The sequence below is a fragment of the Phenylobacterium sp. P4_E10 genome (genome assembly GCF_056401675.1).
Genome location: NZ_JBFUIW010000002.1, coordinates 143454 through 166426, shown reverse-complemented (window position 1 = coordinate 166426; position 22973 = coordinate 143454). Strand labels below are relative to the sequence as shown.

The window sequence follows — 22973 nt, the reverse complement described above, 5'->3', positions numbered from 1 at the left end:
CCATTGATTGCGACCGTCATATCCCGGGGCTGCTGACAGCGGTTTGGCAGCAGCCGAACGTCAGGCGGGAGGATCTAAGCCGGCGCCTGGTCGCGGTCGTGCAGGCCGTAGTCGCGGATCACCTCGGCGACCCGCAGCCGATAGTCGGCGAATATCCCGTTCCGTCCCGCCGCCTGGCCGGCGCGATGACTGGGATCGCCGCGCCATGTCGCGACCGCCGCCTCGTCGCGCCAGAAGGACAGGGAAAGCAACTTGCCCGGGGTCGTCAGGCTCTCGAACCGCTCGATCGAGATGAAGCCGTCGAGGCCGTCCAGCAGCGGCCGCAGCGCCGCGGCGGTGTCGAGATAGTCGCCCTGCCGTCCTTCGGCCGACGATCCCTCGAAGATGACGGCGATCATGGCGTCACCGGCGTCAGGAAGGTCCGCTGTTCGGAGAGGATGAACCGCTTCTCGCGGGCGAAGGCGAAGTTCGCCGCCCCGGCGGCGTCAGTCTTCAGCCGGGCGCGATAGGCCTCGTAAGCCGCCAGGCTCGGAAACGAGATCATCGCGTGGGCGATGTTGTCAGTCCCCTCGTGCGGCAGGAAGTAGCCGAGCAGGTCGCCGCCACAGGCGGGGATGATGCTCAGCCAGTTGCGGGCATAGGCCTCGAAAGCGTCGCGCTGGAACGGATCGATGACATAGCGGATGGCGCAGGTGATGGTCATGCGCTCGGCATAGCTCGCAGGAGGCCCCGATGCTTCGATCCGGGTCGAAGGTTCGCCGCGCTGGGTGCGCTAGGATGGCGTCATGAAACACGGCCCAGACATCTCGGCGATCGCCGCCCTGCTCGGCGACCCGGCCCGCGCCAACATGATGAGCGCACTGATGGGCGGTTGCGCGCTCACGGCCGGCGAACTCGCACGGGAGGCTGGGGTCACCGCCCAGACGGCCAGTTCGCACCTCGCCAAGCTCACCGAAGGCGGCCTGGTCACCCCGCGCCGACAGGGCCGCCACGCCTATTACGCCTTGGCCGGCGAGGAGGTCGCCGAGTTGATGGAGACCCTGGCCGGCTTGGCGGCCCGCAGTGGCGCGCTGCGGTTCCAACCGGGCCCGCGCGAGCCGGCGCTGCGCGCGGCCAGGGTCTGCTACGACCATTTGGCCGGAGCTCTCGGCGTCGCGATGCTCGACAGCCTGGTGGCGCGGGATCTGGTCGAGGACCGCGCGGGAGCGCTCAGCCTGAGCGCGGAGGGCGGCGTCTTCATGCGCGCCTTCGGCATCGAGCCGGACGGCCTGGCCCGGAACGGGCGGCCGCTCTGCAAGGCCTGCCTGGACTGGAGCGTGCGGCGCAGCCACCTGGGCGGGGCGCTCGGCAAGGCGCTACTGAGCCAGATCTATGCCCGTGGCTGGGCGCGGCGGCTGGAGGGCTGCCGCGTGGTCGCGTTCAGCGCGCCGGGCCTGGCGAGCTTCCGCCAAGCCTTTCCAGAATCTCCAAGGTGAGCGGGTCGCGCTCGCCGCCGAAGTAGCGGACCAGGGCGTTGCGGAATGGGGCCTCGTCGGGGGCGATGGCGTTGAATAGCGTCACCGAGGAGCGGAACTTCAGGTCGTCGGGGGCGCCGAACACCTCGTGGGCCGATCCAGCCGCCTCGTTGGCGAGTTCGGTCAGGTCGCGCAGCCGCGAGCCGAGCACCGGATGGTCGAGATAGGCCGCCGCCTCCTCGGCCGAAGAAACCGCGTAACGCTGGGCCATGGCGCTTGCGCCCAGGCCGGCGATCTGCGGAAACACGAACCACATCCAGTGGCTCTGCTTGCGGCCGGCCGCCAGTTCGGCGCGCGCGGCGCCGATGGTTCCTTCCTGAGCCGCCAGGAAGCGCGAGAGGTCGAAAGGGTCGGACATGGCCTGCTCCTGCGCCTGCCACGATAGCCTGGGTCCGGCGGAGATTTGCGGTTTTCCTAACGTCGGCATCGACAATCGGTCGCTCTCGGGGTTTTCTGCCGCGCCCGCGTCGCCGCGGGCCAATTTCAGACGTCAATTTTGATTGGGGACGAATTTCGAGATGGCGAGAATCTTGCCTGAACCAACGCCCGAAACCCTGCATTTCTGGGAAGGCGCCGCCCGGGGCGAACTGCTCCTCCAGCGCAACAAGGAAACGGGCGAAGCCTATTTCCCGCCGCGCCCGTTCTGCCCGAAGACCGGCTCGCGCAACGTCGAGGTCTTCAAGGCCAGCGGCAAGGCGATCCTCTATTCCTACGTGATCAACCATCGCCCGCGCCCCGACATGGGGACCGAGCCCTACGCCATCGCGGTGGTGAAGCTCGAGGAAGGGCCGACCATGATGACCAACATCGTCAACTGCCCGCAGACCCCTGAAGCCCTGGTCCTCGACATGCCTGTCGAGGTCGTCTTCGAAAAGTTCAGCGACACCATCTCGCTGCCCTTCTTCCAGCCGGCCAAGTCGTAAGAGGGCTTAAGACAATGCAGAAGAATTCCGTCGCGGTCGTCGGGGCCGCGGAAACCACGAAGATGGGCAAGATTCCGGACGTGTCCGTGATCGGCCTGCACGCTGACGCCGCGCTGAACGCCATGGCCGACGCCGGCCTGACGCCGGCCGACATCGACGGTGTCGCCACCGCCGGTATCAGCCCAGTCGAACTGGCCCACTATCTCGGCATCAAGCCGACCTATGCCGACGGCACGTCGGTGGGCGGCTGCTCGTTCATGCTGCACGTCCGCCATGCGGCCGCCGCCATCGCCGCGGGCCACGCCAAGACCATCCTGATCACCCACGGCGAATCGGGCCGTTCGCGGGTCGGGGCCGGGGGCTTTGGCCGTGCGCCGTCCAGCCTGATGGGCCAGTTCGAGATGCCGTTCGGCCCGGTCGGCCCGCCGACCATGTTCACCGTGCCGGTGCTTCGCTACATGAAGACCTACGGCGTCACCGAGGAAGACCTGGCGACTGTGGCGGTCATCCAGCGCGAGTGGGCGGCCAAGAACCCGCGCGCCAGCTTCAAGGATCCGATCAGCGTCGACGACGTGCTGAACTCGCCGATGATCGCCTGGCCGTTCCGGATGCTGATGTGCTGCCTCGTCACTGACGGCGGCGGCGCGCTGATCCTGACCAGCGCCGACCGCGCCAAGGACTTCCCGCAAAAGCCGGTCTACGTGCTCGGCACGGGCGAGAGCGTCGAAACCCCGATGGTCTCGCAGATGTACGACTTCACGTCGTCCACCGCGTTCAAGATCTCGGGCAAGAAGGCGTTCGAAGACGCCGGCATCAAGCACTCCGACGTCGATCACCTGATGATCTACGACGCCTTCGCCCACCTGCCGCTCTACGGCCTGGAAGACCTCGGCTTCGTGAAGCCGGGCGAGGCCAAGGACTTCATCCGTGAGCGCAACACGGCGATCGGCGGCAAGCTGCCGCTGAACACCAACGGCGGCGGCCTCTCCTACATGCACTCGGGCATGTACGGGATGTATGCGCTGCAGGAGAGCGTGCGGCAGATGCGCGGCACCGCCGCGGCTCAGATCGAAGGCGCCAAGATCAGCGTCGCCCACGGCGTCGGCGGCATGTTCGCCTCGTCCGGCACGGTGATCTTCACGAACGAGAAGTAAGCTAAAACAAATACTTACCGCAGTTTATGCTGCACCCATGCTGCAAGGCGTGGGTGCAGCATTTTTTTGATGCCCAGAGTGTCATCCCGGTCTTCGCCTTCGGCGAAACCCGGGATGACATCCGTGGGCTAGGTCCCGACCTAGACGCCCTTGTTCGGGTTGATCAGGTACTTTTCGCCGGTCGCCTTGCGCGCGTAAGCCGCGATGACGTCGGGCTGCAGGGCCTCGGCCAGCGAGAGCTCGGCGACGTAGTGGCTGGCGAAGGTGGTCTTCAGTTCGGCTGCCACGCGGGCGCGCAGCTTGGCCGCGTCGGCCGCGCCGATCTTGGCCAGGAAGGGCGTCAGCAGCCAGCCGTTCACACCCCACGACAGGCCGAAGTTGCGGGCCAGTTCGGTCGGGCGCGTGTCGAGGCCGCCATAGATGTAGACCTGCTTGTAGGTCGACGAGCCGTAGCGGCTGTAGACGGTGGCCTTGCGGTTGGCCGCGACTTCCATCGCCGAGAGGATCTGCGAGGCCAGCTTGCCCCCGCCGATCGCGTCGAAGGCCAGGGTCGCGCCGGTTTCGTCGATAGCGTCGGTCAGGGCGTCGATGAAGTCAGGGGCGGTGGAATCCACCACATACTTGGCGCCGAGGCCGCGCAGCAGCTCGGCCTGCTCCTGGCTGCGGACGATGTTCACCAGGGCCACGCCGTCCTGGATACAGATCTTGTTGAGCATCTGGCCGAGGTTGGAGGCCGCTGCGGTGTGGATCAGGGCGGTGTGGCCTTCGCGGCGCATGACCTCGACCATGCTCAGCGCGGTCAGCGGATTGACGAAGCAGGAGGCGCCGTCAGCGGGGGTGGCGTCGTCCGGCAGCAGCAGCACGTCGGCCGCCTTGGCGGTGCGATGCTGCGCGTAGGTCGCGCCGCCGAGCAGGGCGACGGTCTTGCCGAGCAGGGCCTGGGCCTCCGGCGAGGACCCGGCGGCGATGACGACGCCGGCGCCTTCGTTGCCGACCGGCATGGAGTCGTCCAGGCGCGCCTTCAGCGCCCGCAGGAATTGCTGCGGGACCGGGGCGGTGAAGACGACATCGTCGCCCGAGCCGCTGACCTTGGCGCCGGCGATGTCGGCCGGACCCAGCAGCAGGCCGAGATCGGACGGGTTGATCGGGGCGCCCTCGATCCGAACCAGAACCTCATCGGCGGCCGGCTCGGGGATCGGCACCCGCGCCAGCGAGAGTTCCAGTTCGCCGCTCGATTTCACCAGCGAACGCAGTTGCAGGCTCGTACCCATGGCCGTCTCCAATTGTTGCTTACGTCGTAAATATGGATCCGGTGACGCCGCGGCAATCAGAATCGCACGACCGGTCGGATTTTTGAGCGGCGACCTTGGCGGCGCGTTCCGGGCAGCCGTGCTATACCGCTTCTGATGATCGGGACGGTGCAGCAAGGCTTGCGTGCGGGGGCGGTCGCGCTCGTCGCGCTGGCGTTTTTCTTCGAGGTCGCGGCGGCGCGGGCGGAAAGCCCGCCACCGCCGGACCTGACCCTGAGCGGGTCGCTCACCGGCGCGGCGCACGAGACCTATGCGGAACTGCCCTTCAAGGTTCCGGCGGGCGTGGACCGGATGACCGTGGAGTTCAGTTACACGGGCAAGGAGCAGAAGTCGGTCATCGACCTGGGCCTGCGAGATCCCGATAGATTCCGTGGCTGGAGCGGCGGCAACAAGAACCGCTTCACGCTGAGCGAAACCGAAGCGACGCCGTCCTACCTGGCGGGATCGCTGAAGGCCGGGACCTGGAAGCTGATCCTCGGCGCGCCCAATATCCGCAAGGACGCCCGCGCCGACTATGTGGCCAAGGTCTGGTTCGAGAAGGCCGGCGCGCCGTTCGGCGGATTCTCAGATACGGCGGTCGCGACGGGGGACCGCTGGTGGCGCGGCGACCTGCACATGCACTCCGGGCACAGCGACGGCTCCTGCAAGTCGCGTGGAGGCGCCAAGGTCCCGTGCCCCGTGTTCAAGAGCCTGGACGCGGCCGCCGCTCGTGGGCTCGATTTCGTGTCGGTGACCGACCACAACACCATTTCGCACTTCGAGGCCTTGCGGGAGCTGGCTCCGTATTACGACGACCTGCTGATCATTCCCGGGCGGGAGATCACCACCTTCTACGGCCACGCCAATCTGTTTGGGCCGACGGCGTTCATCGACTTCCAAGTCGGCGGGCCGCACGCGCCGAGCATTGCGGCCGTCCAGACGCAGGCGGAGCGGGCGGGCGGGCTGCTATCGATCAATCACCCGGGCCTGCCCTCCGGCGAGCTCTGCATGGGCTGCGGCTGGACGGCGCCGAACACCGACTTCGACCGCATCCAGGCGATCGAGGTGGTCAATGGCGGGGTGGCGGAGGGGCCGATGTCGGGCCTGGGCTTCTGGGAGGCGCGGCTGGACGAAGGCCGGCGGATCAGCGCCATTGGCGGCTCGGACAACCACGACGCCACGCTCGATCCGACCAAGGCGCCTGCCATCGGCATGCCCACGACCGTGGTGCGGGCTGGCGAGCTCAGCCAGCCGGCCATCCTCGAGGCGATCCGCAAGGGGCATGTATTCGTCGATGTGGCCGGAACCGGCGAGCGGCTGCTGGAGGTGACCGCGAGCACGGGCGGCGCGCAGGCGCAAATGGGCGACCAGCTGAAGGCGCCGGCGGGGGCGAAGGTCGAGGTGCGGGCGCGTGTCGCGGGCGTCATGGGCGGGCGCATCAGCCTGGCCGGCGACGGCGCCAAACTCGCGCGGCTGATCGATCCCGCGGTCAGCTCGGCCGATCAGACCATCGTCTTCGAAGTTGCGGCGGACGGCGCCCGCCGCTGGCTGCGGGTCGATGTCCGCTCGGCCGAAGGCAAGCTGCTGCTGCTCGGCAATCCGATCTATCTGACGCCCTGACCGGTCGCAGCAGTCCAGGGTTGCGGAAACTCTTGTTAACCACGCACCCCTAGGTTTGGGAATGCATGGGTCTGAATCCTGAATCCCGCGTCCGCTTCAACCTCGAGCGCGCCTCGGTGCTGGTGCTCGATGAATCGGCCATGGGCATGAGCATCATGCTCCAGATCCTGACCGGCTTCGGCGTGAAGGCGCTCCACCGCTGCGAAACGGTCGCCGAGGCCAAGGATACGATCTCCAGGGTCGAGGCCGACCTGATCATCTGCGACGCGATGCCCGGCGGCGAAGGCTACGACTTCGTCGAGTGGCTGCGCCGCAGCCGCATCGAACCGAACTGCTATGCGCCGGTGTTGCTGACCTCCGGCCACACGCCCAGCAATGCGGTGGCCCGGGCGCGCGACTGCGGCGCTCACTTCGTCATGGCCAAGCCGCTGACGCCGATCGCCGTGCTCGAGCGGATTCTGTGGATCGCCAAGGAGGGGCGGCGGTTCGTCGAGTGCGACACCTATCTGGGCCCCGACCGCCGCTTCAAGAACGATGGGGTGCCAGCCGGCATGACCGGCCGCCGTCGCGATGATCTCCAGGGAGACCTCGGCGAGGCGGACACCCCCAACATGGATCAGGACGTCATCGACAGCCTGATGAAGACGAGGCGCGTTGAGCTATGAGCGCTGTGAAAATCTTTACCCCTCCGGTGAGGCTGGCGAAGCTGCTGCGCACCCCTGGCGGGCTGCCGGTGGCCGAAGCGGTGCAACGGGCCGGCGCGGGCCTGGCCGGCCTGAAGAGCGAATGCCTGGGCGAACTGAAGGCGGTGCTGGATGAGGCCGAGGCCTGCGCCGCGCGCGCGGGCGGCGAGTTCGACGAAGCGCTGCTCGGCGAGCTCTACGCCATTGTCGCCAAGCCGATCGGGGTGCCGAGCGTCTGCGGCCTCGCCTCGGTCGACACCGCGCTGATCAGCCTGTCGGACCTGCTCGACTATCTGAAGGGGCAGGGGCGCTGGGACGCCAACGCCGTGGCCGTGCATCTGCGCGCGTTCCGCCTGCTGCTGCACACCGAGGGCGCGGCAGACCAGGCGGGGACGCAGGCGATTCTGGCCGGCCTGCGCCAGGTCAGCCAGCGCTACGCCAAGCCGGAATAGAAGGGCTTACGGCGCGAGGCGATCGGTGATCGACCACAGGCCGTCGACCACCGACTTCAGCGAATCCGGGTCCTGGCCGTCCTTGGTCCAGAGCAGGCGCAGCGCATTGACGTGGACGACGATCGTGGTCCAGTCGGCGCGATTGTGCGTACGCTGACGATCGACCAGCTCGCAGAGGCTGTAGCAGGCGTCGCACAGCACGCGTTTGTCGAACAGGCCGGCGATGTCGAGGATGGTCGAGCCTTCCTCATAGACCGTGTCCAGCGACACGTTCTGCTCGCGGCCCATGGCTTCCAGCCGGCCGATCATGTTGCCCAGCGACTTCATCGCGTCGCCGGCGTGCGCGGCCAGTTCGCGCTGGGCGCGTTCGCTGGCCAGGCCTGCGGTCATGCCGCCGGGACGGGCCACCTGATCGGTCAAGCGGTACTTGACCTTGACGAATTCAGCTTCGCTCACAGTTGCGCCTTCATCGGTTTGAGCAGCATGTCGATGTCCGACTGATCCATGTTCGGATCCTTCGCCATCCCAATGTGCGTTGACAGATCGTCCTTGCGCCGGCCCTTCACACCCAAGGGCGGGCCCAGGTTCTTGAACCGACGATCAGGGCCGACATAGCCCTCGGCCACCACCATCTGGCGTTCGTCCTTGGCCACCCAGAACACGCGCTGCAACAGGATCTCGGGCGTGAACGGCCGCGAGACGACAAAATTGGCGCCAGAATCCCGGCTCTTCTCGACCATGGTGCGAGCCGCGTGGCCGGTCAGCATGATGACCGGCGTGAAGCGCGCGGCCTCAGGCCCTTCGCGGCGCAGCCAGTGCACGAAGTCGTAGCCGTCCATGTCGGGCATCGAGGAGTCGATGACGATCAGGTCCAGCTCCTGGGTCTTGACGACGTGCATCGCCTCGGAACCGGACCTGGACTTGAATTGCTTGCGCACGCCAAAGCCCCTGAACATCGCGGTCAGGGCTTCGAGGGCCTGCGAATTGTCGTCGACCAGCAGGACCACCGAACGGTCGAGGTTGATCCTGATCTTGGGGTCGAGAGCCATGTCGGCGGTCGTTTCAGAAGAGATCCAGGTCCCCGGCGTCCGCCTTGGCGAGCGCAGGAGCTTCGCGGGTGACGCGCGCCAGACGGTTGGCGAGTTCGCCCAGGGTGACGCCGGCGACGGCGTCGGTGAGGTCGTACGCATCGCTCTCGGCTTGCATCGCGAGCTTGCGCGTGAAGTTGGCCAGGGCCGCCAGGTGCTGGGTCAGCACGTCCAGGGTCTGCGCTTCGTGCAGGGCGATGGCCAGCGGCTCGCCCCGGCTGGCGCGCACCAGCTGGGTGACCAGCGTTTCCAGCCGGTCGCACAGCTCGCCCGCATGCTCCAGCTCCTGGGCGATGGAGGCGAGGACCTCTGGGGTGCGGACAACGGCGGAATGGCTCATCAAAACAGCTCCACGGACCCTTCGTCCTCGACCGGCGCAGGGATCCGCGCCACAGGTTCGCGCAGACGGGTTAGCTCCGCGTTATCAGTGACGGTTCTTTGTTGCGCCCGGCCCGAGGTCGGCCAGTACTGCACGCGGCGGGCCGACAGGCCGCCCAGGCTAGATCCGACCACCGGAATGGCTTCGTCGCGGAGAAACTTCTCGGCGAAGGCGGCGTTGGAGGCGCCGACGTCCGACAGGCCGCCAAACATGCGCGCGCCGCCGAACAGCTTGGCTTCCAGCCGGTCACGGCGCGCGCCCGAGCGCAGCAGTTCGTTGATCAGCAGTTCCATCGCGTAGGCCCCGTAGCGGCGGCCCTCGTCGACGCCCTCGACCTTGCCCGTCGGTAGAAGGAAGTGGTTCATGCCGCCAACGCCGGTCTTGGCGTCGCGCATGCACACCGCGACGCACGATCCGAGGATCGTGGTCAGCATGACATCCGGGTCGCTGGAGATGTGGTGCTCACCCTGCACCACATGGATCCGCTTGCCCGGTCGGCCTGAGACGTTCTCGACGATCATGTGAGTGGGCCGAACACCGCTTCGATTTTTTCTTTGAGCGTTTGGGTGGTGAAGGGCTTCACCAGATAGTTGTTGACCCCGAACTGCACCGCCCGCTGCACCAGTTCGCGGTCGGCGCGACCGGTCAGCATGATGACCGCGGTCTTGGAGGTCGGGCCATGGGCGCGGATCGCGCGCAGCAGACCCAGCCCGTCCAGCTTGGGCATGTTGAAGTCGGTGATCACCAGGTTGGCGGGCGCGGAGATCAGCTGGCGCAGGCCTTCCTCGCCATCGGGCGCTTCGCGCGTCTGGGTGATGCCGAGGGCGTGCAGGCTCGTGCGGACCAGAGAGCGCATCGTCTGTTGATCGTCGACGATCAGGGTCTTGATGCTGGCGGCGGTAGGCATCAGGCGCTCCTATGAGTGTCTGCGGCGGAGCAGAGGGTCAAGATTGCAGGGCCCATCCGGGAAAGGCCCACCTGCTTCTCCACGGCGCCCATCTCGAAGGCGACACGCGGCATTCCGTAGACGACGCTGGAGGACTCGTCCTGGCCCAGGGTGCGGGCGCCGGACTTCTTCATGGACAGCAGGCCGGCGGCGCCGTCCCGGCCCATGCCGGTCAGGATTGCGCCGACGGACGGGCGGTTGAGCTTGGCGACGGACTCGAAGAGCACGTCGACGGACGGGCGGTGTCCGTTGACCGGTTCGCCGGCCCGCAGCCGGACCACCGGGTGCGAGGAGGACACCACCTCCATGTGCAAGTCGCCGCCGGGGGCGACATAGACGTGGCCGGACTGCAGCCGGTCGCCGTCGCGGGCCTCGGTGACGTGGGCGCCGGAGATCTTGTCCAGCCGAGCGGCGAAGCTCTTGGTGAAGGTCGCCGGCATGTGCTGAGTGATCACGGTCGGCGGGCACGTCTCAGGGAAGTTGGCGAGGATGGTCATCAGCGCCTCGACGCCGCCGGTCGACGATCCGATCGCCAGGATCATGTCGGAGGCGCGGTAGTCGCCGTCGCGTTCGACAGGCGCGGTGGGGCCGTTGTAAGGCTTGACCCGAGCCTTGGCGGCCGCCTTCACCTTCAAGGTCAGCTCGGAGAACGCGTCCTGGGCGGTGACGCCGCCCACCGGCTTGCCGACGCAATCGACCGCGCCGAGTTCGAGGGCTTCCAGGGTCACGTCGGCGCCCGACTGGGTCAGGGTGGAGACCATCACCACCGGCGTCGGACGCAGGCGCATGATCTTCTCGAGGAAATCGAGGCCGTTCATCTTCGGCATCTCGATGTCGAGGGTCACGACGTCGGGATTGAGCTTCTTGATCTGGTCGCGCGCCTCGATCGGGTCGTTCGCAAATCCCAGCACTTCGATTTCAGGGTCGCGCTTCAGCGCCGCGGCGATCAGGCCGCGCATGGTGGCGCTGTCGTCGACGACCAGGACTCCGATACTCATCGACGGCCTCGCAACGAATAGGTGGTCAGGCCGGTGGTCTCGAACTGCGCGGTCGCCGGACCCGTGACGCGTTCGGAGTGGCCGATATAGAGGGCGCCGCCCGTCTCCAGCAGGGGGGCGAAACGGCTCCAGATCCGTTCCTGGGTCGGCTCGTCGAAATAGATCACGACGTTGCGACAGAAGATGGCGTCGAACTTGCCGCGCATCGGCCAGTCGCCGATCAGGTTGAGCTCGCGGAAGGCCACCAGCTGGCGCAGCTCGTCGGCCACTTCCCAGCCGCCGGGCGCCTTCTTGAACCACTTGCGACGCATCTCCAGCGGAACGGGGGTGATCGCGTCTTCGCGGTAGATGCCGGCCTTGCCCTCGGCGACCATGTTCGGGTCGATGTCGGTGGCCAGGATCTTCACGTCCAGGCTCGCGGCCTCGGGCAGCGCGTTCAGCACCGTGATGGCCATGGAGTAGGGCTCCTGGCCGTTGGAGCAGGCCGCCGACCACAGGCGCACGCGGCCGCCCTTGCGGGCCCGCTCGGCCAAGGCTGGCATCACCACGTCGCGGAGGTGATCGAAGTGATGCGGCTCGCGAAAATAGCGGGTCACGTTGGTGGTCAGGGCGGCCATCATCGCCTGCCGCTCATCGACCTCCTTGTGGTCCTCGATCAGGGCGCAATACTCGCGGAACGAGCGCATGCCGAGCGATCGCAGGCGCTTGGCCAGGCGGGAATAGACCAGCGCCGCCTTGCCCTCCGCCAGGGCGATGCCGGCGTGGCTGTGCAGGATCTGCGCGATCTGCTTGAAGTCGTCTTCGGTGAACAGGAACTCGCCTTCGACAAGCCCGCCCCCGCCCCTGGGACGCGTATCGAGGGTGCCGCTCATGCCGCCTCTGCCTCAGTCTCCGGCAGGACTCGGTCCAACGAAATCAGGCTGACCATGCGGCCGTCGATGGCGAACAGGCCCTTCACAAAAGTCTTCACCTGGTCGCAGGCGACGTCCGGGGTCGGCTGCACCATGTCGTCGCTGACATTGATGATGTCGCTGACGGCTTCGACCAGCAAGCCGAGCGTGCGGCCGCCGACGTTCACCACCATGATCACGTGGCGGGCGCTGGGCTCGCTGGTGCTCAGGCCCAGGCGCGCGCCCAGATCGACGATCGGCAGGACCGCGCCGCGCAGGTTGATGACGCCCTTCATGTAGGAGGGGGTTCGCGGCAGGGGGGTGGCCGTGGTCCAGCCGCGGATCTCGCGCACCTGCATGATGTCGACGCAGAATTCCTGGTCGGCGATCCGGAAGGCGATCAGCTCACGGCGCGCGCCGGCGCCGGCGGCTTGGGTCATGGAGTCGGTCATGCTCATCCGGCCATTCGCTTCTCACTGCGCGGCGTCGGCTTGCGCCGATGCTGCGTGGTCACAAGGGCGTCTACGTCGAGGATCAGCGCCACGCGGCCGTCGCCGAGGATGGTCGCCGCCGCGATGCCGTCGATCTGCTGGTAGTTGGCTTCCAGACTCTTGATCACCACCTGGCGCTGGCCCTGGATGGCGTCGACCAGCAGGGCCGCCTTGCCGCCGCCCTCGCTCTCGACCAGGATCGCCACGCCCTGGCCCGCCTCCATCGGACCGTCACGGAAGCCGAGCGAGACCCCCACGTCGATCAGGGGCACGAAGGTGTCGCGGATGCGGATCACGGCATCCTTGCCGCCGACGTAGTGGACGTCCTCGGGGCGCGGGGTGAGGCTTTCGACGATGGCCGACAACGGGGCGACCAGTGTCTGTTCGGCGGCGGTGACCACCATGCCGTCCAGCACCGCCAGGGTCAGCGGCAGCGACATCGTGAACTTCGAACCCTTGCCGGGTTCGGACGAGATGGAGATACGGCCGCCCAGGGCCTGGATCGAGCGGCGGACCACGTCCATGCCGACGCCGCGGCCGGAGATGTCGGAGATGGTCTCGGCGGTCGAGAAGCCGGGCAGGAAGATCAGGTTGTCGACTTCCTCGTCCGACAGCACCGCGTCTTCGGCGATCAGTCCCTTGTCGACGGCGATGCCGCGCACGCGCGGGCGGTTGATGCCGCGGCCGTCGTCCTGGATTTCGATGACGATGCGCCCGCCGCGGTGCAGGGCGCGCATGTGCACCACACCCTCGGCCGGCTTGCCCGCCTCGGCCCGACCCTCAGGCGTTTCCAGCCCGTGGTCGATGGCGTTGCGCAGCATGTGGGTGATCGGGTCGGTCAGGCGCTCGATGACGGTCTTGTCGACCTCGGTGCCTTCGCCTTCCATGACCAGGCGGACCCGCTTGCCGACCATGTCGGCGACTTCGCGGACCAGACGCGGCATGCGCTGGAAGACGCTCTTCACCGGCTGGGCGCGGATGGCCATGACGCTGTCCTGGATCTCGCGCGTCAGCAGTTCGAGGTCTTCAAGGCCCAGCACGACGTTGGACGAGCGGGCCAGGCCGCTCTCCAGCACGCGCTGTGAGAGCATCGCCTGCTGAATGACCAGTTCGCCGACCGCGTTGATCAGGCGATCGACGCGGTCGAGGTCGACGCGGATCGTGGCCTGGGGCGCGGCGGCCGGCTGGGCTGTGTTGTTGGCGTTGGCGGGCGGCGTGGCCGGGGCGCGCGCCGGCGCAGCGGCCGGCTGCGGCGCGGGGGCGGCGGGAACCGCCTCAGCCTGGGCGCGGGCGATCAGCGCGGCGACGTCGGGGACAGGTTCGGGCGCGGCCTCGGCCACGGGCGCGTCGCCAGAGACGCGGGCCAGCAGCGCCGCGAGGTCCAGGGGCGCATCGGCGCTGGCCTTGGCCAGATCGTCATCGGTGTGCGGAACCTCGGCCTTGGGCGCCGGTTCGTCGTCGCCTTCGCGACGGATGGAGAGAACGCAGTCGTCCTCGACGAACTCGAAGACTTCGCGGATCGAGGCCTCGTCCGCCTCAGTGGTCAGGCGGATGGTCCAGCTCAGATACGAGGCCTCGGCCGCCAGCTGGTCCAGCGGCGGCAGGGCGCTGTCGTCCAGTTGAACCTGCGTCTCGCCCAACCGGGCCAACTCACGTAGCACCAGGCCAGATTCGTTGGCCTTGGCGTACATCTCGGTCTTGGGCGCGAACTCGATGATCCAGGCGCCGCCGGGGACCAAGGCGGCCGCGTCGTCGTCCAGCGAAACCGGCGGCGGCAAGTCGAGACCAAGGTCCGCGGCCGGAGCCTCGGCGCTGTCGTCGTCGATGGAAACCACCATCGGGACGAAGCCGAAGTCCTCGTCGTCGCCCAGGTCGCCCGCGTCGTCGAGGCCCTCGTCGCCGATCAAGCCCTTCAGTTCGCCGAGCATGCCTGTGGACCGGGCCTCGTCGACCGACCCGCCGTCGCGCGCGGCGGCCACATGGTCGGCGAGGACGTCGAAGGCGCGCAACAGCGTCTTGGCGACTTCGTCGGTGAGCTCCATCTTGCCGGAGCGCAGATCGTCCATCACCGTTTCGAAGACGTGGGCGAAACGGATCAGCTCTTCGAGCCCGAACGCGCCGGCGCCACCCTTCACGGAGTGGACCGCCCGGAACACGGCATTGATGGTTTCGCTGTCCGCGTCGCCGGCCTCCATGGCCAGCAGACCCTGTTCGGCGTCGGTCAGGAGCTCATCGCACTCCTGGAAGAAGGTCTGCTTGATGCTCTCGAACGGATCCAACGAAGCGCTCCGGATCGGATAGGGAAATTAAGCGGCGACGCGACGAACGGCTTCGACCAGCTTCACGGGATTGAACGGCTTCACGATCCAGCCGGTGGCGCCGGCCGCGCGGGCCCGCTCCTTCTTGGCTGCGTCGCTTTCAGTGGTCAGCACCAGGATCGGCGTGGCCCGGTGATCGGGATTGGCGCGGACGCCCTCGATCACGCCGAAGCCATCAAGGCGAGGCATGTTGATGTCAGTGATCACCACGTCGGCGCCATTGGCCTGCAGGACTTCCAGTCCTTCAACGCCATCGACGGCCTGAATGACGGTGTAGCCGGCCTGAACCAGCGCGTGGTTCAGCATTTCCCGCATGGTGCGGCTATCGTCGATGGTCAGAACGGTCTTGCTCACGAGAATCCCCCTTAGGACTCGAATTGCAGCTCGGGCTCGCCGAAGGCGGCCAATTGCTCTGAAAAGCCTGAAGACGGTTGATCCACAGTTAAGCTTAGGCCGTCCTCGGACCAGATTTTGCGGGCCGACATCAGAACTTGCAGGCATAGCCCGCCGAGCCGAGTCACTTGGGAGGCGTCCAAAGTCAGTGGCCGGCCCCGCAGGGCCATGAGTTCCGCACGCAGCGGCTCAGCGGCCTGCAGGTCCAGGACCGGCGGCAGACTGACGACCGCGGGCGCAAGCGTCTCCGACATCTGTACTTCCCCCATGGGGCCCGCGGGCCCCTAGAATTCTTCCCACCCGTCGGTCTCGGGCTCCGGCCTACGGAGCGCCGAGCCCTCACGGCTCGACCGCTTCAGCTGCACCGTCGGTCCGCGACGCGCGGCGGCGGGGGCTTGCGGCTGGCCGATGTTGAACCGTGCGACGGAGCCGGCCAGCACTTCGGCTTCATTCGCCAGGGCGTGACTCGCGGCCGTCGATTCTTCGACCATGGCGGCATTCTGCTGGGTGACTTGATCCATTTGGTTAACAGCGGTGTTGACCTGTTGAAGGCCGACAGCCTGTTCCTGGGCGCTCGCGGCGATCTCGCCGACCAGGCCGTCGATCTCGGCGACCCGGCTGACGATGCGCTGCAGAGCCTCGCCGGTTTCGCCGACCAGATGCACGCCCTGGCCGACCTGTTGGCTGGAGGCGGAGATCAAGGTCTTGATTTCCTTGGCGGCTTCGGCCGAGCGCTGGGCCAGGGCCCGCACCTCGGAGGCCACCACCGCGAACCCACGGCCAGCTTCCCCGGCGCGGGCGGCTTCGACCCCGGCGTTCAGGGCCAGCAGATTGGTCTGGAAAGCGATCTCATCGATCACCCCGATGATCTGGCTGATTTGTTGCGCCGATTTTTCGATTTCGCTCATCGCCGCGACGGCTTGTCGCACGACCTCGCCGCTCTTCTGCGCGTCACCGCGCGCGCCGAGCACCACGTCGGAGCAGGTCTTGGCGCCGCTGGCGGTCTTGTTGACGGTGGCGGTGATCTCGTCGAGCGCGGCGGCGGTCTCCTCCAGGCTGGCCGCCTGCTGCTCGGTCCGGCGCGACAGGTCGTCGGCGGCGTGAGAGATCTCGCCCGCGCCGCTCTTGATGCCGCGGACATTGGTGACGACGACGCTCATCGCGTCCTGCAACTGGCCGATGGCGGCGTTGAAGTCGTTCTGCAGCTTCACGTAGTCGGCCGGGAAGTCGCGGGTGATGCGATGGGTCAGGTCACCCTGGCTCAGGCGGTCGAGGCCCTCGGCCAGGCCCTGGACGACCAGCGCCTGTTCCTGAGCGGCGGCGGCGCGGGCGGCCTCGTTGCGGGCGCGCTCCTCATCGGCGGCCTTCCGCTGCTCGGCGGTCTGACCCTCAAGCCGCAGCTTTTCGATGCCAGCTTCCTTGAACACCGAAACCGCCTCGGCCATCTGGCCGACCTCGTCCTTGCGGCCCATGGCCGGGACGATGGCGGTGAAGTCGCCCTGGGCCAGCCGGCGCATGGCGGAGGTCATCGCGTTCACGGGTCCGGCGATCATTCGGGTCAGCAGCCAGCCCAGCGAAATGGCGATCAGCACCGCGAGGCTCAGCCCGATGGCCAGGCTGGCGGTGGCGGTGCGCGAGGCCTTGATCTGCTGCGCCTGCAGCTGCGCCATTTCCTCGGTCATCGCCGTCTGCACGGCGTCCATGGCGTCTTCGGCGGGGGCGATGACGGAGTCCGCCGCGCCATCGGGGCCGACCATGGCGATCGCCTGGTCGATGGTCGCCGGATCGGAGGCCAGCTTCACGCCGGCTTCGAAGATCTCGACGTACCACTTGTCGGCGGAGGCCGCGGCGGTGTCGATCTTGGCGGCGAGCTCAGGACTGTCCTGCAGGCCGACGCGGGCTGCGTCCAGGCGCTTCTTGAAGTTGCCCCGGTGCTTGTTCACCCGCTCGACGTAGTAGTCGTTCTTCGACAGCAGGTAGCCGCGGTAGCTGTTCTCCTGTCGGGTCATGAAGAACTTGGCTTCATCCAGCGCGCTGAGAACCTCGCGGCTCTCTTTGATCTCCACGCGCGCGTGGTCGAGCGTGCGCAGGTTCAGCAGCATCGCGCCGCCCATGCCGGCCATGGTCAGGGTCACCGCAGCGAAGCCGAGGGCCAGTTTGCGGGAGATCTTCAGGTTGTCGAAAAACACAGGGGTCCTCGGGGCTCAGGATCGGCAGCTGGGCTGCAGGAGGGCGTTGGCGCCGTTCGGGGTCAGGTGGATCGAGATTTTCGAAATCCCGGTATCTTCGCTGTTCTTGCCGCACTCCGCTTGAAGATCGATGTTCTCTGAAATACAGGCATTACCCGCCTCCAGACGCCAGACTGTTATTCATCGAATACTTCGCGACGTAGCGCGGAGTGCGCAGTGATTTCCTGGCGCCCCTTGCCTTCCCGTTAGGCGCTTGCTGCTGAAGAATTGGTTACTCATGATTGCAAGGGCGGAAGTTTCCCTGAAATTCGCTGGCCTTAGCCAAGACGTGACTAGGCGCGGGGCGCTCGTCAAAGTGGCGCCGCAAAAGGTGAGCGGGTATTTTACCCATGCGAGAATAATGGTGAGGTCTGCAGTCTAAAGTAGTTTAGTGACGCCCATCTCATATTGAACGAAAGTCCAATTTGAGAATTGTGGAGCTTCGGGCGCGGGCCCGCCTTCCGCCGGGTCATACTTGCCGCCGTCGCCGCCGGGTGCTCGCCTAGCGTCAGACGCCCAGGGAGGACGCCGATGGACCTCAGATTCACGCCTGAGATGGACAGGTTTCGCGACGAGGTTCGCAGCTTCCTGACGAAACACCGCGACCGCTACGTCGGCGACGCGGCCCGTCCGCGCGATGCGGCGCTGGAATGGCAGCGGCTGCTGATCGACAACGGCTATGCGGCTCGGACCATCCCCAAGGAATATGGCGGCTACGGCGCGTCGCCGGACGTCCTGAAGACCCGGATCATCGCCGAGGAGTTCACCCGGGTCGGGGCGCCGAGGGGATTTGCAAACCAAGGCATTTCCATGCTGGTCCCGACCCTGCTTGAGGTCGGCTCCGAGGAGCAGAAGCAGCGCTGGATCGGGCCGACCCTGCGCGGCGAGGTGGTCTGGTGCCAGGGCTATTCGGAGCCGGGCGCCGGGTCGGACCTGGCCTCGTTGCAGACCAAGGCGGTGGAGGACGGCGACGACTTCGTGATCTCGGGCTCGAAGATTTGGACAAGCACGGCGGCCCAGGCCGACATGATCTTCTGCCTGGTGCGCACCGAGGCCGACGCGCCCAAGCACGACGGCATCTCCTACCTGCTGTTCTCGATGAAGACGCCGGGGATCGAGGTGCGGCCGCTGAAGACCATGACCGGCTCCGCCGAGTTCAACGAGGTGTTCTTCACCGACGTGCGTGTGCCCAAGAGCGCGGTGGTCGGCGGGCGCGGCAAGGGCTGGTTCGTCGCCAACGCCACGCTGAAGCACGAGCGCGGCATGCTCGGCGACCCCAACGCCACCGAGGCGCGGCTGCACAATCTGATCGAGCTGATGAAGACCGAAACCGTCGACGGCCAGCGGCTGATCGACAACCCGGTCTTCTGCGACCGGCTGATGCAGCTGCAGGCGCGGGTGATGACCATGAAGTTCAACGGCCTGCGCAATATGACCGCCGCGATGGCGGGCGAGCCCACGGGCATGGCCGGGCTGGTGGTCAAGCTGCAGGGCTGCGAGCTCAACCACCAGATCGCCGCCCTGGCCATCGACGCCCTGGGCGAACTGGGCGTGCTCTACGAGGACGGGCCGCACCTGCGGGCCAACGGGTCCTGGCAGTGGAACTACATGTTTGACCTGGGCCTGATCATCGGCGGCGGCACCGCCCAGATCCAAAAGAACATCATCGCGGAGCGAGGCCTTGGCCTGCCGCGCGAACCCAAGCTGGCGAGCGCCTGACATGGATTTCTCGATCACCACCGACCAGCGGCTGATGCAGGAGAGCCTGGCCCGGACCTTGGAGGCCGCCGCCCCGCTCGACCGCGTGCGCAGCTTCGCCGCGGATCGCGCCGACCCCGGCGCGGACATCTGGGCCGCACTGTGCGAGTTCGGCCTGCCCGGCGTCGTCATCGCCGAGGAGCACGGCGGCCTGGGCCTGGGCCTGCTGGACGCCGCGCTGGCGGCCGAAGCGCTCGGCCGCGCCGTCGCGCCTTCGGGGTTTCTGGGGGCGGTGGCTGCGTCGGTGGCGCTGAGCCGCGGCGGAACCGCCGAGCAGCAATCGCGCTGGCTGCCGAAGATCGCCTCGGGCGAGGTGAAGGTGGGCCTGGCCATCGCCGAGGCGGTGTCCGGCGCGCGCGACGGCATGGGCGTGACCGTCTCCGGCGGGACGCTGAGCGGCGGGGCGCTGTTCGTCACCGACGCGATGACCGCGGACCTGTTCCTGGTGGCCGACACGGCCGGCGGGCTGCACCTGGCGGCCGGTGATGCGCCTGGCCTGACGCGCTCGGTCGTCACCAGCATCGACCTGACCCGCCGGCTTGGCGAGCTGCAGTTGGACGCCGTTCCTGCCGAGCCGCTCGACGCCCACGCCCTGGACGCGGTGCGCGACGCCGCCTGGACCTTGCTGGCGGCCGACACCCTGGGCGCCGCGCAGGTGATGATCGAGAAGGCGGTGGCCTACGCCAAGGAACGCCGCCAGTTCGGCCGGGTCATCGGCTCCTTCCAGGCGGTCAAGCACATGTGCGCGGAGATGGCCGCCGAGCTGGAGCCGTGCCGCTCGCTGGTCTGGTACGCCGCCTACGCCTTCGACGATGCGCCGGAAGAGGCCAGCCTGACCGCCGCCCACGCCAAGGCCCACACCTCGGAGGTCGGCCGCTTCATCGCTCGCACCGCGACCGAGGTGCATGGCGGCATGGGCATCACCGACCTGCTGGGCCTGCACTTCTGGTTCAAGCGCGTTGGACTGAACCGGCAACTCCTGGGTGGCCCCGAGCGCGTGCGCCGCATCGCCGCCCAGATCCAGGGGCTGACGGCCTAGCAGGCAGTCTCCGCCCAACGGGCGGAATCAGGAGCGCTGCGCTTGCGCCCGCGCCTCGACGCGCTACGTCTTCGGCATGGCGCGCATCCTGATCCAGACGACGATCCCGACGACCGAGGACGACTGGCACGTCGGCCGGTTCTCCATCCTCGCAAGCCACCTGCGCAGCCTCGGCAATCAGGTGGTCGCCCGCGACCGGGAGCCGGGATCCGACCCGATGTTGCTGGGTTTGGCGGACGGCGAATTCGACCAGCTGTGGCTGTTCGCGGTCGATGTCGGCGACGGCCTCAGCACCGAGGAGTGCGCGGCGATCGGGGCTTTCAACGCTCGCGGCGGCGGGCTGCTGGTGACCCGTGACCACCAGGACCTCGGCTGCTCGGTCCGCTCGCTGGGCGCCGTGGGCCGCGCCCACCATTTTCACACGATCAATCCGGAAACAGACCCGGCGCGCTGCTGCCGCGACGACCTGGTGACGCTCGACATCGACTGGCCGAACTACCACTCCGGCGCCAACGGCGAGTTCCAGACGATCAGCCCCGAGGACCATCCGCTGCTGCGCGACGGCGAGGGCGGCCTGATCGGATTCCTACCCGCCCATCCGCACGAGGGCGCGATCAGCGCGCCGGCCGAGGTTCAAGGGGCGCGGGTGATCGCCACCGGGATCAGCCAGGTCAGCGGTGCGCGCTTCAATCTGATCGTGGCCTTCGAGGGGGAGGGCGGCCGCGCGGTCGCCCAATCCACCTTTCACCACTTCGCCGACTACAATCTCGATCCGCGCGCCGGCTGCCCGAGCTTCGTCAGCGAGGCGCCGTCCGACCGTATCCTCGTCGACCCCCGCGGCCGCAGGTCGGCCGAGCGCTATTTCCAGAACCTCGCGGAGTGGCTGAGCCCATGACCTGCACGCACGGCGCCTATCTCAAGGAGGTCGCTCCCTCGGCCGACGGCTGCGAGGAGTGTCTCAAGATTGGTTCGGGCTGGGTGCACCTGCGCCTGTGCCGGGCCTGCGGCCACGTCGGCTGCTGCGACGACAGTCCAAATACCCACGCCACCAAGCACTTCAAGGCCACCGGCCATCCGATCATGGAGACCTATGACCCGCCGGAGGGCTGGGGCTGGTGCTATGTCGACGAGGTGATGCTCGACCTGGAAGGGAACACCACGGCGCATCCGCCGGGCTGGCGCTACTAGCCGGACTGGAGCGCGGCGCGCTCGTCGGGGTGGACTATGTCGTGAAGTTCCGGACGCTCGGCGATGTAGGCGCGGAAGAAGGCGCAGTGCGGCCGCACCTTCAGGCCCTGCTCGCCGGCGTAGGCGAGGGCGGCTTGCGCCAGTCGCGAGGCCAGCCCCTGGCCGGCGAAGGCCTTGGGGGTGACCGTATGCGGGAAGACGATGCTGTCGCCCTTGACCTCATAGTCAGCAAAGGCCGCCTCGCCGCCCGGCAGGGCGATCTCGAACCGGGTAGGCGTGCGGACGACTTGGTTCGCGGCGGGGCTCACGCCTCCTTGACCTTCAGGCCGGCGCGCTCGTCGGGGTGCACAAGCTCCTGCAACTCCGGGCGCTTGGAGATGTAGGCGTGGAAGAACGGGCAGTGCGGCCGCACCCACAGCTTCTGTTCGCGGGCGAAGGCGAGGCCCGCTTCGACCAGCCGCTTACCAACCCCCTGGCCGGCGAAGGCCTCGGGCACCACGGTATGCGGGAAGATCACGCTGTCGCCTTCCAGCTGGTACTCGGCGAAAGCGACGTCCTCGCCGACCCGGATTTCGAGGCGTTTGTCGGTGCGGACGACGTCGGGCAGGTCGGACATGGGTTCCTCCACTCGTCCCTTGAGATAGAGGCGCGTGGGCCAACCGCCAAGCTGTCGGCGGGCCAAGGATGCAAATTGGGGAATTGCGGCGCGAGACCGCTGCGCCTGCACAGAAGCTGAGCAGGCGCAGCGGCCGCCCGCCTATGGCCGGACGTCGAACACGAGGTTGATCGACGTCCCGGTCGCCCGCTCGAAGTGCGTGAAGCCCGCCAAGCCACTCTCCTTTGGGGGGGCAAATCCGAATAGCGATGTTTCTCACCTTGCGGCCTGCGGCTGAAGACACCAGACCGTGCGCTGGACGTTCCGCGGTCGCGGCCTGATTGTAGGGAATCGTCGCTGGAGGTTTGCATGACCAACCGATGGGTGGTTTTGGCGGTGTCGCTGCTGCTGGCGTCCTGCGCCGAGAGCAAGAAGGGCCCCCTGCCGGTGGCTGGTCCGGCCGACCCCGCGGGCGACCATTGCCGCGCTGAGGGCGGAACGATCGAGACCCGCGACGGCCCGGATGGACCGGCCAAGATGTGTCGGCTGCAGGACGGCCGCATCTGCGCGGCCGACGTTTTCCTGGGCGAGAAGCTCTGCGCCGATCCAAGGCTGTGACATTCCCTCGGAAATCGTCATAGGCTCAGCTTAGACAGGAGCTTTCGACCATGTTCGACCGCCTTCGCGCGACCGCCTTCGTCACACCCATCATCCTGATGCTGGCCGTCCCGGCCGGCGCCCAGACCCCTGCGCCGGCGGCCAAGCCGGTCGTTGAGAAGCCCAATCCCGCCGCCAAGAACTGCAGCAAGCTCGGCGGAACCAGCCAGATCACCGTCAGCAAGCGCGGCCAGGAATGGGGCTGGTGCAAGCTGCCTGACGGCAAGGTCTGCGAGGAGTGGGCGCTGCTGCAGGACAAGATCTGCATCGAGCAGAAGACCAAGTAGCCGCCGCCGCCCCGCGGTCCGCGCATCCAAGGCTCTACGATTGATACCGGTGTCAATTTAGATAGGCTCCGCCTCGGAGGAGC

30 protein-coding genes are annotated in these 22973 nt (G+C 67.5%); 12 read left to right on the top strand and 18 right to left on the bottom strand.

Annotated elements, in window-relative coordinates; genetic code table 11:
* Nucleotides 1-74 precede the first annotated feature (74 nt).
* Nucleotides 75-398, bottom strand: coding sequence for an antibiotic biosynthesis monooxygenase family protein (locus AC1DQJ_RS02880; RefSeq protein WP_477600072.1), 324 nt, complete (start codon nt 396-398; stop codon nt 75-77).
* The gene (locus tag AC1DQJ_RS02875; protein WP_477600071.1) at nt 395-703 is read right to left on the bottom strand and encodes an NIPSNAP family protein; all 309 of its coding nucleotides are present in this window, start codon (nt 701-703) and stop codon (nt 395-397) included. The genes AC1DQJ_RS02880 and AC1DQJ_RS02875 overlap by 4 nt, the downstream gene beginning before the upstream one ends.
* A gap of 82 nt (nt 704-785) precedes the next feature.
* Between AC1DQJ_RS02875 and AC1DQJ_RS02870 the strand changes: the two genes are divergently transcribed.
* Nucleotides 786-1475: an ArsR/SmtB family transcription factor gene (locus AC1DQJ_RS02870; protein ID WP_477600069.1), complete on the top strand. Its 690-nt coding sequence runs from the start codon at nt 786-788 to the stop codon at nt 1473-1475.
* Here the strand turns inward: AC1DQJ_RS02870 and AC1DQJ_RS02865 are convergent.
* Nucleotides 1420-1872 carry a DUF1810 domain-containing protein gene (locus AC1DQJ_RS02865; RefSeq protein ID WP_477600067.1) on the bottom strand — a complete coding sequence of 151 codons (453 nt, stop codon included), beginning with the start codon at nt 1870-1872 and terminating at the stop codon, nt 1420-1422. The two genes, AC1DQJ_RS02870 and AC1DQJ_RS02865, sit on opposite strands and share 56 nt — an antisense overlap.
* A gap of 172 nt (nt 1873-2044) precedes the next feature.
* Between AC1DQJ_RS02865 and AC1DQJ_RS02860 the strand changes: the two genes are divergently transcribed.
* A complete protein-coding gene (locus tag AC1DQJ_RS02860) occupies nt 2045-2437 on the top strand; it encodes a Zn-ribbon domain-containing OB-fold protein (RefSeq protein WP_477600065.1) in 393 nt (130 codons plus the stop codon).
* A gap of 14 nt (nt 2438-2451) precedes the next feature.
* Nucleotides 2452-3591: a thiolase C-terminal domain-containing protein gene (locus tag AC1DQJ_RS02855; RefSeq protein WP_477600064.1), complete on the top strand. Its 1140-nt coding sequence runs from the start codon at nt 2452-2454 to the stop codon at nt 3589-3591.
* Between the two features lie 140 nt (nt 3592-3731).
* Here the strand turns inward: AC1DQJ_RS02855 and AC1DQJ_RS02850 are convergent, their stop codons facing one another.
* Nucleotides 3732-4862: a zinc-binding dehydrogenase gene (locus AC1DQJ_RS02850; protein ID WP_477600062.1), complete on the bottom strand. Its 1131-nt coding sequence runs from the start codon at nt 4860-4862 to the stop codon at nt 3732-3734.
* 147 nt (nt 4863-5009) lie between these two features.
* Here AC1DQJ_RS02850 and AC1DQJ_RS02845 point away from each other — a divergent pair, with 147 nt between their 5' ends.
* From AC1DQJ_RS02845 to AC1DQJ_RS02835, 3 genes are all read left to right on the top strand, one after another.
* Nucleotides 5010-6500: a CehA/McbA family metallohydrolase gene (locus tag AC1DQJ_RS02845; RefSeq protein WP_477600060.1), complete on the top strand. Its 1491-nt coding sequence runs from the start codon at nt 5010-5012 to the stop codon at nt 6498-6500.
* A gap of 65 nt (nt 6501-6565) precedes the next feature.
* Nucleotides 6566-7165: a response regulator gene (locus AC1DQJ_RS02840; protein WP_477600058.1), complete on the top strand. Its 600-nt coding sequence runs from the start codon at nt 6566-6568 to the stop codon at nt 7163-7165.
* Nucleotides 7162-7635: a hypothetical protein gene (locus AC1DQJ_RS02835; RefSeq protein WP_477600056.1), complete on the top strand. Its 474-nt coding sequence runs from the start codon at nt 7162-7164 to the stop codon at nt 7633-7635. The genes AC1DQJ_RS02840 and AC1DQJ_RS02835 overlap by 4 nt, the downstream gene beginning before the upstream one ends.
* 6 nt (nt 7636-7641) lie before the next feature.
* Here the strand turns inward: AC1DQJ_RS02835 and AC1DQJ_RS02830 are convergent, their stop codons facing one another.
* Genes AC1DQJ_RS02830 through AC1DQJ_RS02775 form a run of 12 tightly spaced genes read right to left on the bottom strand, consistent with a single transcriptional unit; the run spans nt 7642 to nt 17327 of the window.
* Nucleotides 7642-8091 carry a hypothetical protein gene (locus AC1DQJ_RS02830; protein ID WP_477600054.1) on the bottom strand — a complete coding sequence of 150 codons (450 nt, stop codon included), beginning with the start codon at nt 8089-8091 and terminating at the stop codon, nt 7642-7644.
* On the bottom strand, nt 8088-8684 hold the full coding sequence (locus AC1DQJ_RS02825) for a response regulator (protein ID WP_477600052.1): 597 nt from the start codon (nt 8682-8684) through the stop codon (nt 8088-8090). The genes AC1DQJ_RS02830 and AC1DQJ_RS02825 overlap by 4 nt, the downstream gene beginning before the upstream one ends.
* A gap of 13 nt (nt 8685-8697) precedes the next feature.
* On the bottom strand, nt 8698-9063 hold the full coding sequence (locus AC1DQJ_RS02820; RefSeq protein ID WP_477600050.1) for a hypothetical protein: 366 nt from the start codon (nt 9061-9063) through the stop codon (nt 8698-8700).
* The gene (locus AC1DQJ_RS02815; protein ID WP_477600048.1) at nt 9063-9623 is read right to left on the bottom strand and encodes a chemotaxis protein CheD; all 561 of its coding nucleotides are present in this window, start codon (nt 9621-9623) and stop codon (nt 9063-9065) included. Before AC1DQJ_RS02815 ends, AC1DQJ_RS02820 begins: the two co-directional genes overlap by 1 nt.
* Complete coding sequence (locus AC1DQJ_RS02810; protein ID WP_477600046.1) at nt 9620-10009, bottom strand: response regulator; 390 nt, start codon at nt 10007-10009, stop codon at nt 9620-9622. Before AC1DQJ_RS02810 ends, AC1DQJ_RS02815 begins: the two co-directional genes overlap by 4 nt.
* Nucleotides 10009-11046: a protein-glutamate methylesterase/protein-glutamine glutaminase gene (locus AC1DQJ_RS02805; RefSeq protein ID WP_477600044.1), complete on the bottom strand. Its 1038-nt coding sequence runs from the start codon at nt 11044-11046 to the stop codon at nt 10009-10011. Before AC1DQJ_RS02805 ends, AC1DQJ_RS02810 begins: the two co-directional genes overlap by 1 nt.
* Nucleotides 11043-11918 carry a CheR family methyltransferase gene (locus tag AC1DQJ_RS02800; protein WP_477600043.1) on the bottom strand — a complete coding sequence of 292 codons (876 nt, stop codon included), beginning with the start codon at nt 11916-11918 and terminating at the stop codon, nt 11043-11045. The genes AC1DQJ_RS02805 and AC1DQJ_RS02800 overlap by 4 nt, the downstream gene beginning before the upstream one ends.
* Nucleotides 11915-12388, bottom strand: a complete 474-nt coding sequence (locus AC1DQJ_RS02795; RefSeq protein WP_477600455.1) for a chemotaxis protein CheW — start codon at nt 12386-12388, stop codon at nt 11915-11917. The genes AC1DQJ_RS02800 and AC1DQJ_RS02795 overlap by 4 nt, the downstream gene beginning before the upstream one ends.
* 2 nt (nt 12389-12390) lie before the next feature.
* A complete protein-coding gene (locus AC1DQJ_RS02790) occupies nt 12391-14706 on the bottom strand; it encodes a chemotaxis protein CheA (RefSeq protein WP_477600041.1) in 2316 nt (771 codons plus the stop codon).
* A gap of 27 nt (nt 14707-14733) precedes the next feature.
* A complete protein-coding gene (locus AC1DQJ_RS02785) occupies nt 14734-15099 on the bottom strand; it encodes a response regulator (protein WP_056017186.1) in 366 nt (121 codons plus the stop codon).
* A gap of 11 nt (nt 15100-15110) precedes the next feature.
* Nucleotides 15111-15392 (bottom strand): STAS domain-containing protein, encoded by a 282-nt coding sequence (locus AC1DQJ_RS02780; protein WP_477600038.1) that lies wholly within the window; start codon nt 15390-15392, stop codon nt 15111-15113.
* A gap of 30 nt (nt 15393-15422) precedes the next feature.
* Nucleotides 15423-17327 carry a HAMP domain-containing methyl-accepting chemotaxis protein gene (locus AC1DQJ_RS02775; protein WP_477600036.1) on the bottom strand — a complete coding sequence of 635 codons (1905 nt, stop codon included), beginning with the start codon at nt 17325-17327 and terminating at the stop codon, nt 15423-15425.
* 570 nt (nt 17328-17897) lie between these two features.
* On the opposite strand from AC1DQJ_RS02775, the gene AC1DQJ_RS02770 reads away from it, so the two are divergent.
* From AC1DQJ_RS02770 to AC1DQJ_RS02755, 4 genes are all read left to right on the top strand, one after another.
* Nucleotides 17898-19085 (top strand): acyl-CoA dehydrogenase family protein, encoded by a 1188-nt coding sequence (locus AC1DQJ_RS02770; protein ID WP_477600034.1) that lies wholly within the window; start codon nt 17898-17900, stop codon nt 19083-19085.
* A gap of 1 nt (nt 19086) precedes the next feature.
* Nucleotides 19087-20163 carry an acyl-CoA dehydrogenase family protein gene (locus AC1DQJ_RS02765; RefSeq protein WP_477600032.1) on the top strand — a complete coding sequence of 359 codons (1077 nt, stop codon included), beginning with the start codon at nt 19087-19089 and terminating at the stop codon, nt 20161-20163.
* 76 nt (nt 20164-20239) lie between these two features.
* Nucleotides 20240-21058, top strand: a complete 819-nt coding sequence (locus AC1DQJ_RS02760) for a hypothetical protein (RefSeq protein ID WP_477600031.1) — start codon at nt 20240-20242, stop codon at nt 21056-21058.
* Nucleotides 21055-21351 carry a UBP-type zinc finger domain-containing protein gene (locus tag AC1DQJ_RS02755; protein WP_477600029.1) on the top strand — a complete coding sequence of 99 codons (297 nt, stop codon included), beginning with the start codon at nt 21055-21057 and terminating at the stop codon, nt 21349-21351. Before AC1DQJ_RS02760 ends, AC1DQJ_RS02755 begins: the two co-directional genes overlap by 4 nt.
* Here AC1DQJ_RS02755 and AC1DQJ_RS02750 read toward each other — a convergent pair.
* Both AC1DQJ_RS02750 and AC1DQJ_RS02745 read right to left on the bottom strand, forming a co-directional pair.
* A complete protein-coding gene (locus AC1DQJ_RS02750) occupies nt 21348-21659 on the bottom strand; it encodes a GNAT family N-acetyltransferase (RefSeq protein WP_477600027.1) in 312 nt (103 codons plus the stop codon). The genes AC1DQJ_RS02755 and AC1DQJ_RS02750 overlap by 4 nt on opposite strands.
* On the bottom strand, nt 21656-21967 hold the full coding sequence (locus AC1DQJ_RS02745; RefSeq protein WP_477600025.1) for a GNAT family N-acetyltransferase: 312 nt from the start codon (nt 21965-21967) through the stop codon (nt 21656-21658). Before AC1DQJ_RS02745 ends, AC1DQJ_RS02750 begins: the two co-directional genes overlap by 4 nt.
* Before the next feature lie 348 nt (nt 21968-22315).
* Between AC1DQJ_RS02745 and AC1DQJ_RS02740 the strand changes: the two genes are divergently transcribed.
* Nucleotides 22316-22564, top strand: a complete 249-nt coding sequence (locus AC1DQJ_RS02740) for a DUF333 domain-containing protein (protein ID WP_477600023.1) — start codon at nt 22316-22318, stop codon at nt 22562-22564.
* A gap of 50 nt (nt 22565-22614) precedes the next feature.
* A complete protein-coding gene (locus AC1DQJ_RS02735) occupies nt 22615-22890 on the top strand; it encodes a putative hemolysin (RefSeq protein WP_477600021.1) in 276 nt (91 codons plus the stop codon).
* Nucleotides 22891-22973 lie beyond the last annotated feature (83 nt).